Annotated in this window: 13 protein-coding genes; 6 read left to right on the top strand and 7 right to left on the bottom strand. The window is 65.5% G+C overall.

Annotation, left to right across the window (positions count from 1 at the left end):
- Nucleotides 1–181: 181 nt before the first annotated feature.
- The 6 genes from NX782_RS04550 to NX782_RS04575 form a co-directional block, all read right to left on the bottom strand.
- Nucleotides 182–358 (bottom strand): hypothetical protein, encoded by a 177-nt coding sequence (locus NX782_RS04550; RefSeq protein ID WP_258844236.1) that lies wholly within the window; start codon nt 356–358, stop codon nt 182–184.
- Nucleotides 359–539: 181 nt separating this feature from the next.
- Nucleotides 540–1,445 (bottom strand): site-specific tyrosine recombinase XerD, encoded by a 906-nt coding sequence (gene xerD, locus NX782_RS04555; protein ID WP_258844237.1) that lies wholly within the window; start codon nt 1,443–1,445, stop codon nt 540–542.
- The gene (locus tag NX782_RS04560; RefSeq protein WP_258844238.1) at nt 1,418–1,948 is read right to left on the bottom strand and encodes a methylated-DNA--[protein]-cysteine S-methyltransferase; all 531 of its coding nucleotides are present in this window, start codon (nt 1,946–1,948) and stop codon (nt 1,418–1,420) included. Before NX782_RS04560 ends, xerD begins: the two co-directional genes overlap by 28 nt.
- 284 nt (nt 1,949–2,232) lie before the next feature.
- Nucleotides 2,233–3,513, bottom strand: coding sequence for a TRAP transporter large permease (locus NX782_RS04565; protein WP_258844239.1), 1,281 nt, complete (start codon nt 3,511–3,513; stop codon nt 2,233–2,235).
- Complete coding sequence (locus tag NX782_RS04570) at nt 3,510–4,076, bottom strand: TRAP transporter small permease (protein WP_258844240.1); 567 nt, start codon at nt 4,074–4,076, stop codon at nt 3,510–3,512. Before NX782_RS04570 ends, NX782_RS04565 begins: the two co-directional genes overlap by 4 nt.
- 189 nt (nt 4,077–4,265) lie before the next feature.
- A complete protein-coding gene (locus NX782_RS04575) occupies nt 4,266–5,270 on the bottom strand; it encodes a TRAP transporter substrate-binding protein (RefSeq protein WP_258844241.1) in 1,005 nt (334 codons plus the stop codon).
- A gap of 129 nt (nt 5,271–5,399) precedes the next feature.
- On the opposite strand from NX782_RS04575, the gene NX782_RS04580 reads away from it, so the two are divergent.
- The 3 genes from NX782_RS04580 to NX782_RS04590 all read left to right on the top strand — a co-directional run bounded on the left by NX782_RS04580 (nt 5,400) and on the right by NX782_RS04590 (nt 8,696).
- On the top strand, nt 5,400–7,388 hold the full coding sequence (locus tag NX782_RS04580; RefSeq protein ID WP_258844242.1) for a PAS domain-containing sensor histidine kinase: 1,989 nt from the start codon (nt 5,400–5,402) through the stop codon (nt 7,386–7,388).
- A 14-nt stretch (nt 7,389–7,402) separates the two neighbouring features.
- Entirely contained in the window at nt 7,403–7,987 is a 585-nt protein-coding gene (locus NX782_RS04585) for a response regulator transcription factor (RefSeq protein ID WP_258844243.1), read from the top strand.
- A gap of 328 nt (nt 7,988–8,315) precedes the next feature.
- Nucleotides 8,316–8,696: a DUF3052 family protein gene (locus tag NX782_RS04590; protein ID WP_258844244.1), complete on the top strand. Its 381-nt coding sequence runs from the start codon at nt 8,316–8,318 to the stop codon at nt 8,694–8,696.
- Between the two features lie 7 nt (nt 8,697–8,703).
- On the opposite strand, the gene queG is transcribed toward NX782_RS04590, so the two are convergent.
- Entirely contained in the window at nt 8,704–9,792 is a 1,089-nt protein-coding gene (gene queG / locus NX782_RS04595; RefSeq protein WP_258844245.1) for a tRNA epoxyqueuosine(34) reductase QueG, read from the bottom strand.
- Nucleotides 9,793–9,838: 46 nt separating this feature from the next.
- Between queG and tsaE the strand changes: the two genes are divergently transcribed.
- From tsaE to NX782_RS04610, 3 genes are read left to right on the top strand one after another with little or no spacing between them, the layout of a single operon-like run.
- Complete coding sequence (tsaE, locus tag NX782_RS04600; protein WP_258844246.1) at nt 9,839–10,336, top strand: tRNA (adenosine(37)-N6)-threonylcarbamoyltransferase complex ATPase subunit type 1 TsaE; 498 nt, start codon at nt 9,839–9,841, stop codon at nt 10,334–10,336.
- Nucleotides 10,300–11,727, top strand: coding sequence for an N-acetylmuramoyl-L-alanine amidase (locus tag NX782_RS04605; protein WP_258844247.1), 1,428 nt, complete (start codon nt 10,300–10,302; stop codon nt 11,725–11,727). Before tsaE ends, NX782_RS04605 begins: the two co-directional genes overlap by 37 nt.
- Before the next feature lie 35 nt (nt 11,728–11,762).
- Entirely contained in the window at nt 11,763–12,578 is an 816-nt protein-coding gene (locus NX782_RS04610) for an aldose epimerase family protein (RefSeq protein WP_258844248.1), read from the top strand.
- The last annotated feature ends 1 nt before the right edge of the window (nt 12,579 follow it).

The raw sequence follows: 12,579 nt of genomic DNA on the forward strand, positions 1-12,579 counted from the left end.
GGGGGGCAGCGTGACGGGCCGGGGGGGCGCCGGGGGGGGGCGGCGGGGGGGCGGGGGGGGGGGGGGCGGGGGGGGGGTGGGGGGGGGGGGGGGGGGGGCGGCGCCCGCGGGGCCCCCCCCCCCCCCCCCCCCCCCCCTCCCCCCCCCCGGGGGGGCCGGCCCCCCCCCCCCACGACAATGCTCAGGCCGTATCCTGCTCCCGCTCAGCCACCACCCCGGAATCCTCTTCCGGAGCAGCCGTCCCCTCCTCCCCCTTGTGCAGCTTCGCTTCCTGCTTGCGCCGCGCTTTTTCCTCTGCCTTCTTCTTTTTCTCCAACTCACGTTGCCGCTTTTCGTACTGGAAATTCGTCTTGGCCATGGTGTCCTCGTGCGTGTGGAAGGAAGAGCTTCTAACAACACCTTCAGGGCAAGGCGCATCGCCGCATCGGCGGACCGCGAAGACAGTACGCTAGTACGGCGAGACGATGCAACGCAGCCATGGAGGTGTTGTTAGGAGCTCTGCGCCATTATGGCCCACGAGACTCGCCAAGTCTTGAGAATTAACCACGCGGGTGGTGCTGTGCGTGAAGGTGCTTCAAACGCTCGCGGGCGACATGGGTGTAGATCTGGGTGGTCGAAATATCGGAATGGCCCAGCAGCAGTTGTACCACGCGCAAGTCGGCGCCGTGGTTCAGCAGGTGGGTGGCGAAGGCGTGGCGCAGCGTGTGCGGCGACAGCGGTGCCGTGATGCCCGCCTTTGCCGCATGCTTCTTGATCACGATCCAGAACATCTGGCGCGTCATCGGACCGCCGCGGCCGGTGACGAACAGGGCATCGTCGACCTGGCCGTTCAGGATCACCCCGCGCGCGTCCTTCATATAGCGTTCCAGCCAGAGTCTCGCCTGCTCGCCGAAGGGCACCAAGCGGGTCTTGCTGCCCTTGCCCGTGATCCGCAGCACGCCATCGTTCAGGCTCAGCTCGACCACCTTGAGCGTCACCAGTTCCGATACCCGCAGGCCGCTCGCATACATCAGCTCGAGCATGGTGCGCTCGCGCAGGCCCAGCGGGGTCGACACGTCCGGCGCGGCAAGCAAGGCCTCGACCTGGGGTTCGCTCAGCGTGTGCACGAAGCGGGTCGGCTGCCTGGCCGAGGCCAGGTTCAGGCAGGGGTCATGGTCGATGCGGCGCTCGCGCAGCGCCATCTGGTAGAAGCGCTTGAGCACCGACAGCCGGCGGTTGGCCGAACTGGGCTTGGTGTCCTCGTGGCGCTCGGCAAAATAGGCGGCGATGTCCTGCGCCTGCACCGCATGCAGGCTGGCGCGCTCGGGACGTTTTGCTTCCAGCCAGCCGGCAAACAGGCGCAGGTCGCGGCGATACGCGTCCAGCGAATTCTTTGCCAGTCCGTGCTCGAGCCAGAGGGCGTCGCAGAAGCCGTCGATCAGGGAAAGATTGACTGCTGCTGCCATGGAACGTCAGTAGGGAGCGCACCTTCGTGACGCAGCAGCCAGCGCTTGACGGTGAGCGTGAAGCCGTGTTCGTCGTCGCTGCTGGCGAAGCCGCCCAGGCCGCCGGCGGCGGTCACGCGGTGACAGGGAATCACCAGCGGGAACCAGTTGGCGCCGCAGGCCTGGCCGACCGCGCGCGGATGCGATTCGAGCAGCTTGGCGATCTGGCCGTAGGTGCGCGTGCTGCCGCGCGGGATTGCGCAAATCGTGTCCCAGACGCGGCGCTGGAAGTCGCTGCCGGCCTCGAACAGCGGCAGCTCGAAGCGGAAATCGGCGTCGTCGAAATAGCGCAGCACCTGTTGCGCGGCCTGTTCGGCGCAGGCATCCTGCGGCGCTTTTTCCTGGTAGTGCGGCGGCAGGTAGACCAGCTCGCGCAAGCGTCCCTCTTCGGTGCGGATGCCCATCGCGCCGAAGGGCGCCGCGACGATGGCGTTGAAGAGTTCGCTACCCTGTTGTGTGTTCATTGATGCAGTGTAGCACTCGGCAGCACAAAAAAAAACGCACCCTTGGGGGGTGCGCTTCAGTCGGTCACGTTTGCGGCCACTCGGTCGTGCCGGCAGCTCTATAAAACGTGTGTCTCCTCATACTTTCTCCGGAGATCCAATCCTGGATGTCCGCTTTCTTAGTGCTTCTCCCCAAATCAGTGTCCGGGCTTTCGAAACGCACCACTGTGGTGCCAAAGCTGCGCCATCATAACGCATTCGAATAAGAAAGTCGTAGTTTTTTATATACATTCACGAAATATATTTCAGCCATAAACCATGCGCGGGAGCCATAAGGAGATGGCTGGCACGTAGGTAATTAACAACAGGAAACCAAGCATGGTCAGCAGCCAGGGCATGACCGCCACCGTCAGCTCGGAGATGCCCATTTTCGTGATGCCGGACGCCACGTAGAGATTCAGGCCGACCGGCGGGTGGCACATGCCGACTTCCATGTTCACCACGATGATGATGCCGAAGTGGACGGGGTCGATGCCGAGCTGGGTCGCGACCGGGAACAGGATCGGCGCCATGATCAGCACGATCGACGAGGGCTCCATCACGTTGCCGGCCAGGAGCAACAGCAGGTTCACGACGATCAGGAAGCCGATCGGGCCCAGGCCCTGGCCGGTGAGCCAGCTGGCCATCGCCTGCGGCACGTTCTCGCTGGTCATCAGGAAGGAGAACAGCACGGCGTTGGTGATGATATACAGGAGCATCGCCGACATCGCTGCCGAGTCCAGCAGCACCTTGCCGACCTGCTTGAGCTTCAGGTCCTTGTAGACATACACCGCGATCACGAAGGCATACACCGCCGCGATGCCGGCCGCCTCGGTCGGCGTGAACACGCCGGTGTAGATGCCGCCCATGACGATCACGATCAGGAACAGGCCCCAGGCGCTGCGGCGGAAGGCGGTCCAGCGCTCGCCCCAGGTGGCGCGCTGCATGCGCGGATAGTTGTGCTTCTTCGCCAGCACCCAAGTGGTGAGCCCCAACAGGAAGGCCAGCATCAGGCCCGGCACCACGCCGGCCATGAACAGCTGGCCGACCGAGGTATTGGTGGTCACCGAATACATCACCATCACGATCGAGGGCGGGATCAGGATGCCGAGCGCGCCCGAGGTCGTGATCACGCCGGCGCCGAAGCGCTTCGGATAGCCCTGCTTGACCATGGCCGGCAGGATGATGGAGCCGATCGCCACCACGGTCGCCGGGCTCGAACCCGACACCGCCGCGAACAGCGCGCAGGCAAACACGCCGGCCAGCGCCAGGCCGCCGTGCCAGTGCCCGACCATCGAGCTGGCGAAGTTGATCATGCGCCGCGCCACGCCGCCGTGGGTGAGGAAATTACCGGCCAGGATGAAGAAGGGGATTGCCATGATCTCGAACTTCTCGATGCCGGTGAAGAGCTTGAGCGCCACCGATTCGATCGGCACCGAGGTCATGGTGAACAGAAAGGTCAGCACCGTCAGGCCGAGCGAGATCGAGATCGGCATCCCGGTCAGCATCAGCAGGAGCAGCAGGATGAAGATGATGGCGGCGTTCATTGGGCTTTCCTTGCTTCTTCGATTTCGTCGTCCAGGCCTTCGACGTAGGCATGGTCATGCTTGGGCAGTTCGCCGGTGCGGACAAAGGTCCAGGCCACCTGCAGGAAGCGGAAGCACATCAGGAAGGAGCCGAGCGGCACTGCGAGATAGACGATCCACATCGGCCATTCGAGGTCGGCGGAAATCTGGCCGGTGCCGTACATGTGGTGCACGAAGTTGGCGCCGAAGCTGCCGATGATGCCGGTGAAGAGCGCGCCGGCCAGCAGGCCGAACACGATGAACTTGTTGCGCCAGCGTTCATTGAGGCGGTTGATCAGCACGTCGACGCCGACGTGGATACCGGTCCGCACGCCATACGCGGCGCCGAACTTGGCCATCCACACGAACATGTAGATGCAGAGTTCCTGGGCCCAGCTGGTGTTCTGGGCGATGAGCCAATCCTGCAGCCCGGGAATGGGCAGGCCGGACAGGTAGCGGTGCAGCACCGCGATGAAGATGACGAAGGTGGCCGCGGCCATCAGGCTGGCGATGATCCACTCTTCGAGGCGATCGAGGATTTTCATTTTAGTTTTGGACGTGGACGCGGTGCAGCACAACGTCGTTCCCGCGCAGGCGAAAAAGCGCCACTGGCGCTTTTTCCCCAAGTTGCACGAGCAGCCGAAGCGCACGCAGAACTTGGCGGGAATAATGCCGGTGGCATTATTCCCGCCTTCGCGGGGACGACGACTCAAACGTCGACGACGTTGGAAGAGTTACTGGACGGAAGCCGTCGCCTTGTTGATCTGGCCGATCAGGTCGGCGCCGACCCGGCTTTCCATCTGCTTCTGCACCGGCAGCAGGGCCTTGCGCCATGCCGCCTGTTCCTGCGGGTTCAGGTTGTAGATGGTGGTCTTGCCGGCCTTGCGGATGGCGTCCAGCGCCATGTCGTTGTCCTGCTGGGCGATCGCCTTCTCGTACTTGGTCGCCTCGTTCATGGCCTGCTGCAGCTGGCCGCGCACGTCGGCCGGCAGGCCGTCCCAGAACTTCTTGTTGACGATGACCGCATAGCCCAGGTAGCCGTGGTTCGACACGGTCACGTGCTTCTGCACCTCATGCATCTTCTGGGTGTACATGTTCGACGGCGGGTTCTCGGTGCCGTCCACCACGCCGGTCTGCAGCGCCTGGTAGACTTCCGAGAAGGCCAGCACCTGCGGGTTGGCGCCCAGCGCGCGCATCTGCGCGTCCAGCACCTTCGAGCTCTGGATGCGCATCTTCAGGCCGCGGAAATCGGCGGGCGCGTGCAGCGGCTTGTTGGCGGACATGACCTTGAAGCCGTTGTCCCAGTAGGCCAGGCCGGTGATGCCCTTCGGCTCCAGCTTCATGAGCAGGCTCTTGCCGATCGGGCCTTCGGTGACGGTGTACAGCGCGGCCTTGTTCGGGAAGATGTACGGCAGGTCGAACACCTCGAATTCCTTCACGCCCAGCGGCGCGAACTTGGCCAGCGAAGGCGCCAGCATCTGCACCGCGCCCAGCTGCAGGGCTTCGAGTTCTTCCTTGTCCTTGTACAGCTGGCTGTTGGGGTAGACTTCGACCTTGACGCGGCCCTTGGTCATTTTTTCGGCCAGGTCCTTGAAGCGCTCGGCGGCGCGGCCCTTCGGCGTGTCGGTCGCCACCACGTGGCTGAACTTGATGACGATGGGGGCCTGGGCCGCTGCGTTCAGGGCAAAGCTGGCGCCGGCGAGCAGCGCGAGCGCCGCCACCATGGATTTGATCTTCATGTCGTCTCCTCTGTTATAAGAATGGGTATGCTTTTTTGTATTTACCTGGAGTCTGCTGAGCTTTTTATCTCGCATCTATTGTGGAAAACCACAATAGCCGGCTCAGCAGTAAAAGTATCACGTTATTGAATGAAAAACCCATTCTCGATCCCCCGCCCGGTGCCGGACGGTCCCTGGCGCTGGCTGGTGCCGGTGCTGCTGGTGCTGCTGTTCCTGCTCGTCCTCTTGTGGCTGCCCTGGCAGGCGCGCCAGATGGAAGCCAACGAGCGCCAGGAACAGCTGATCGCCGACACCCTCTGGGTCGAGCAGACCTTGCGCTTCGAACTGGCGCGCAGCGAGGAAGCGCTGGCCACGCTGGGCGCCGACCTTGCCGCCGACATCCCGCCCTCGCCCGAGGCGCTGCAGCCGCGCCTGGCGCAGATGTTCAAGAACGGCCCGGAACTGCGCCGCATCGCCTGGCTCGACGCCGACGGCAAGCTGCTGGCCCTGCGCGGCAGCGAGCTGCCGGAACATGGGCTCATCCAGTCCTCACGCGATGCCCAGCTGATGTCGCGCAGCACCCGCAACGGCCGCTACAGCGATGCCTACGGCGCCGGCGACGCCCACGGCGGCCTGGTCGACTATCACCTGCCGCTCTATCGCCACGGCAGCTTCGTCGGCAGCCTGATCGCCACCTACAACCTGCAGACCCTGCTCGACGAGAACGTGCCATGGTGGTTCGCCCAGGACAACGCCCTGTCCCTGCTCGACCGCGACGAGCGCACGGTGGCGCGCCGCGCCGCCGGCGGTCCCGGCCACGGCGTCTACACGCACAAGCGCGCGCTCGACCTGCCCGGCGCCCAGATCACGCTCGCCACCGACAGCGTGAAAGGCGCACCGAAGCTGCTGCCCAACCTGCTGGTCGGTTCGGTGATCGTCCTGGCGCTGGGCCTGGTGCTGTCGCTGGTCGCGCTGTGGCGCCACATCGCGCGCACGGTCACCGCCGAGAACGCGCTGCGCCAGCAGATGGCCTTCCGCACCGCGATGGAAAACTCGCTGCTGACTGGTCTGCGCGCGCGCGACCTCGAAGGCCGCGTCACCTACGTGAACCCGGCCTTCTGCCGCATCGTCGGCCTGCCGGCCAGCGAACTGCTGGGCAAGAAGCCGCCCATGGCCTACTGGGCGCCGGAAGCCACCGGCGAATACGAGCAGCGCTTCCGCAAGATCCTGGCCGGCCAGGTGACGCCGCAGTTCGAAACGGTGTTCCAGCGCCCCGACGGCACCCGCGTGCCGGTGCTGATCTTCGAAGCGCCGCTGGTCGGCGCCGACGGCCGCCATACCGGCTGGATGAGCTCCGTGCTCGACATCACCGACCGCAAGCGCGCCGAAGAGCTGGCCCGCCAGCAGCAGGAAAAGCTCGAGACCAGCGCGCGCCTGGCGACCATGGGCGAGATCTCGTCGATGCTGGCGCATGAACTGAACCAGCCGCTGGCGGCGATCTCCAGTTACACGGCGGGTGCCCTCAACGTACTGGAACGCGGGGCGGCGGGCGATGGTGCCGGCATGCTCAAGCGCGCGCTGGAACAGGCCAACACCCAGGCCCGCCGCGCCGGCCAGATCATCCGCAGCGTGCACGAATTCGTGAAGAAGCGCGAGCCGCGCCGCGAGAGCGTGATGGTGGCGCAGGTGATCGACGGCATCCGCGCGCTGGTCGACCTGCAGGCGCGCCAGAGCTATGTCACGCTGCAGGTGGAAATCGCGCCGGGACTGCCGCCGGTCCTGGCCGACCGTGTGCTGCTCGAGCAGGTGCTGCTGAACCTGACCCGCAACGCGATCGAGGCGATGCAGGCGGTCGACCGCGAACGCCGCGTGCTGCGCATCGAAGCGGCGCAGGATGCGGAAGCGGGACAGGTCTCGGTGTCCGTCATCGACAACGGCCACGGCATCTCGCCCGAAGTGGCCGAGCGCCTGTTCTCGCCCTTCTTCTCGACCAAGGCCGAGGGCATGGGCATGGGCCTGTCGATCTGCCGCACCGCGATCGAGTTCCACGGCGGGACCCTCACCCACGCCGACAATCCGGGCGGCGGCACGGTCTTCACGTTCACGCTGCAGCGGGCGCACGCTACAATAGCGAGCTGACCGAAGGAGAATCCATGCTGCACATCGTCGACGATGAAGACGTGATCCGCGATGCCCTCGAATGGCTGGCGCAGTCGCGCGGGCTGGCGACGCGCGGCTATGCCGGCGGCCAGGCCTTCCTCGATGCGCTGGGCACCGAGCACGACGCCGGCGGCGAATGCGTGCTGCTCGACGTGCGCATGCCCGGCATGAACGGCATCGCCGTGTTCGACCAGCTGGTGGCGCGCGGTCTGCTGGCGCGCCTGCCGGTGATCTTCCTGACCGGTCACGGCGACGTACCGATGGCGGTCGATACGCTCAAGCGCGGCGCCTTCGACTTCTTCGAAAAACCCTTCAACGACAACCAGCTGATGGACCGCGTCGAGGAAGCCCTCGCCAGGTCGCGCCAGGCCGCCGCCTCCAGCGCCGTGCACGAGCGCCTGGCCACGCTGTCGGCGCGCGAACGCGAGGTGCTCGACCTGATCCTGGCCGGGAACATGAACAAGGTCGTCGCCGACAAGCTGGGCATCAGCATGCGCACGGTGGAAGTGCACCGCGCCCACATCTTCGACAAGATGCAGGTCAAGACCGCGGTCGAGCTGGCCGGCCTGCTGAAGTAAGGCGAATCGTCGCCCCCGCGCAGGCGGGGCCCAAGAGGGAAAATCTCTTACCGGGCTCTTGTAAAGCTGCCCGCCCACCCTTAGCTATTCCTTGCCGCGCAAGCGGCCATCCCCGCGTACCGCATGATGCGGCCGCAATCCATTTTCGTACCCCTCGGCACCATACCGTCCGCGGCTTCATGCCTTGCGGCGGATGGCGCCGCTGTCGGGTTCCGGACCCTGCGCACGGCAGGTTTTCTCGGCCTGTCTTTCAGGGGTTCGCTTGTAAAATCAACCTGAACACGCCATGGTCAAACTGACCACGCTGAATATTTCTTAGGGAAAGCAGATGAGCGAAAAGACAATTGCAGACAAGATGTTCCTGAGGAACGCGAAATCGATGTTGATCCTGAACGGGAACGTCCATCCAGGCATGGTGTCGCAGATGCCGCCCGACCTGATCAAGAAAGACCAGGACCAGGTGGATGTGGTGCTGCTGTTCGCGATGAACCGCAAGGAACTTGAACAGCACTTCCCGACCGCGAAGGAACGCCTGGGCGAAAAAGGCTCGCTGTGGGTCGCCTACCTGAAGCAAACCGCCTCGAAAGCCACTGATATCAATCGCGACTCAATCAATGCCTATGCGAAGGAAAACGGTATCACAGGCGTGGCAATGATCTCGATCGACGGCGACTGGTCCGCACTGCGCATGAAGCGCATCGAAATCTAAAGCAGCCTCAGGCGCCGTGGCGCGCCAAAGCCCAGCTCACATGCTCGCGCACCAGCGCCGACGGATGGTCGAGCCGGGTCCGCAGCGCCGCCACGATGCGCGCATCGCCGCGTGCGGCATCGGCGGCGTTCCCCATCCCCACCGCCAGATTGCGCAGCCAGCGTTCATGCCCGATCCGGCGGATCGGGCTGCCTTCCATGCGGCGGTTGAACTCCTCTTCTTCCCACCCAAACAATTCCACCAGGCTGGCTTCGCCCAGGCCATGGCGCGCGTCGAAGTCCGGCAGCACCGCGCGCTGGGCGAACTTGTTCCAGGGGCAGACCAGCTGGCAATCGTCGCAGCCGTAGATGCGGTTGCCGATCAGCGGCCGCAGCGCTTCCGGGATGCTGCCTTTCAGCTCGATCGTCAGGTAGGAGATGCAGCGCCGCGCATCGAGCCGGCCCGGTCCCAGGATCGCATTCGTCGGACAGGCCGTGATGCAGGCCTCGCACTGGCCGCAATGGGCCCCTCGGGCTTCATCGACGGGCAACGGCAGGTCGACCAGGATCTCGCCGATGAAGAAGGTCGAGCCGGCCTCGCGCGACAGCAGCAGCGTGTGCTTGCCGCGCCACCCGAGTCCCGCCTTTTCCGCCAGCGGCAATTCCATCACCGGCGCCGAATCGGTGAACACGCGAAAGCCGTATTCGCCGGCCAGGCCGCGGATGCGCTCGGCCAGCTGCTGCAGCCGGTTGCGCAGCACCTTGTGGTAATCGCGGCCACGCGCATACACCGAGACCACGGCGGCCTCCGGGTCCTGCTGGCGCAGGCGTTCCCTGGCGCGCCAGTCGGCGTCGGTATGCATCGGCAGGTAATCCATGCGCGCCACGATCGCGCGCACCGTGCCCGGCACCAGTTCCGCCGGCCGGGCGCGCTTCATGCCGTGGCTTGCCATATAATCCATCTCGCCATGGTGGCCGGCGTCCAGCCATGCCTGCAGTCCCGCTTCGTGCCTGGTGAGATCGACGTCCGCGATCCGGACCTCGGCAAAGCCCAGTTCCGCGCCCCACGCCTTGATGGCGCGCGCGAGTTCTTGAAGGTCGGGTTGGATGGCAGACATGGCAAACGGTGGACGACTAACACGACATTCTAATCCCGCAGCACCTATGCAACAACCAAAGCAAGAACTGAGCGCCTACCTCGAGGACGAATCGGCAACCCAGGCCCTGGGCGCTGCCCTGGCGCGCGCGCTGGTGCCCGGCCTCGTGGTCTACCTGCACGGCGACCTCGGCGCCGGCAAGACCGCGCTGACGCGCGCCCTGCTGCACGCGGCCGGCCACAAGGGTGCCGTCAAAAGCCCGACCTACACGCTGTCGGAGCCGTATCGGATTACGCTGGATGGACAAAGCGTCAACCTGATCCACTACGACCTCTACCGCATGTCCAGTCCCGAGGAATTCCTCGACGCCGGCTTCCGCGAAGACTTCGACGGCAGGAACATCTGCGTGGTCGAGTGGCCGGAAAAAGGCGATCCGGTGTTGCCGCCGCCCGACGTCCGGGTATTGCTATCAGTCAGCGGCCTCGGCCGTGCTGTAGAATTGCAGGCGTTGTCTGATTTGGGCCTGCTATGCCTCGAACGCCTGCACTTCCCCCCGACTCCCTGATTCCCGGTTCTCCCAAGCGACGCACAGTCCTGAAAGCCGGCGGCACGCTGCTGCTGTCCGTGATCGCGCCGCTGACGGCCGCCGCCGCGCAGATCATGGCCGTGCGCGTCTGGCCCGCCGACGAGTACACCCGCATCACGCTGGAAAATGACGGCGACCTGAAAGCCACCCACCTCATGTTGGCCAATCCGCCGCGCCTGGTGGTCGACATCGAGGGCCTGGCGCTCAATGAGACACTGAAGAGCCTGGTCGCCAAGGTCGAGTCGAACGACCCCTACATCGCGCAAGTACGGGTCGCCCAGAACCGGCCGAACGTGGTGCGCCTGGTGTTCGACCTCAAGGAAGAGGTGAAGCCGCAGGTGTTCACGCTGGCGCCGGTCGCCGGCTACAAGCATCGCCTGATCTTCGACCTGTATCCGACGCGGCCGGTGGACCCGATCGCGGCCATGATCGCCAGGGAGAACTGGTCGGACGCGGAAAAGAACGCGCCCGCCGCCACCCCGGCACCGGCGCCGCAGCCGGGCGCGCCGACGGTCGGCCAGGCCGGTCCGGATGCGATCGCCAAGCTCGAAGCCGACGCCGCGCGCGCCGGCAGCACCCCGGCCCAGCCGCAGCCGACCGCGCCGCAATCCCCGCCGCAGCCGCCGTCGTCCGCACCCAGGAGCGCGGGCGGCAAGGTCACGCGCATGGTTACCATCGCGCTCGACCCCGGCCACGGCGGCGAGGACCCGGGCGCGACCGGCGCCAGCGGTGTGCACGAGAAGGACATCGTGCTGGAAATCGCCAAGCGCCTGAAGGGCAAGCTGGAAGCGCTGCCGAACACGCGCGTGATGCTGACCCGCGACGCCGACTTCTTCGTGCCGCTCGGCCAGCGCGTCGAAAAGGCGAGAAAGGTGCAGGCCGACCTGTTCGTCTCGATCCACGCGGATGCCTTCATCCAGCCCTCGGCGCGCGGTTCATCCGTGTTCGTGCTGTCGGAAAAAGGCGCGAGCTCGAGCGCGGCGCGCTGGCTGGCGAACGACCAGAACAAGGCCGACCTGATCGGCGGCGTGAACCTGGGCACGCAGGACAAGCAGCTCGCCAGCGTGCTGTTCGACCTGTCGACCACGGCCCAGATCAACGACAGCATGAAGCTCGGCAAGGCCGTGCTGAGCGAGATCGGCGGTATCAACCGCCTGCACAAGGGCTCGGTCGAGCAGGCCGGCTTCGCGGTGCTGAAAGCCCCGGACATCCCTTCGATCCTGGTCGAGACGGCTTTCATTTCGAATCCGGAAGAGGAAGCGAAACTGAAGGACGACGCCTACCAGAACCAGCTGGCCGACGCGATCACGAAAGGCATCAAGCGCTACTTCGCGTACAATCCGCCGCTGGCGAAAGGTCGAACGGCCTGACGTTTCCCGAGTCTTAGCTACAGGAGGGTTTTGCCGTGAGCGTATCCACTATCGAATACGGGCAATTGCCCGCCCTGTTGCTGCGCGCGCCGGACGGCGCCGAAGCCACCATCACCCTGTACGGGGCCCATCTGGTGTCCTGGAAACCGGCAGCCGCCACAGGTGCGCCGGCGCAGGAACGCATGTTCATGAGCCGCCTGTCGGCACTCGACGGCAGCCGCGCCATCCGCGGCGGCGTGCCGGTGATCTTCCCGCAATTTGCCGAGCGCGGCGAAGGCACGCGCCACGGTTTCGCGCGCACCAGCACCTGGCGCGTGCTCGACAGCGGCGAGCAGGACGGCGCCGCGTTTGCCGTGCTGGGCCTGAACCAGGGCGACCTGTCGCCGCAGGCCTCCAGCGCCTGGGCCTATGCCTTCGAGCTGGCGCTGCGGGTAGCAGTGCACGGCGCCGAACTGGCGATGGCGCTCGAAGTGCGCAACATCGGCACCCACCCCTTCCCGTTTGCCGCGGCACTGCATACCTACCACCTGGTCGAGGATGTCGAAGCCGTGCGCATCGCCGGCCTGCAGGCCGAGACCCTGGCGATTACTGACAAGCTGGACCAGGTGTTCGAAGGCATCGCCGGGGCCATCCACTTCGACAACGGCGCCGACAAGCTGCTGCTGCAGCAGAGCGGCTTCACGGATGCGGTGGTGTGGAATCCGGGCGCGGCCGACGCCGCGGCGCTGGCTGATATGGATGACGAGGAGTACCGGAACTTCGTGTGCATCGAACCGGCCCTGCTGGGGCCGGCGACGCTGGAGCCGGGCGGGGTGTGGCGCGGCGAGTACCGGATCAGTCCGGCGGTCTAAG

Origin of the sequence: Massilia norwichensis (assembly GCF_024753245.1) — a bacterium.
In the GTDB taxonomy this organism is placed as follows: domain Bacteria; phylum Pseudomonadota; class Gammaproteobacteria; order Burkholderiales; family Burkholderiaceae_D; genus Telluria; species Telluria norwichensis.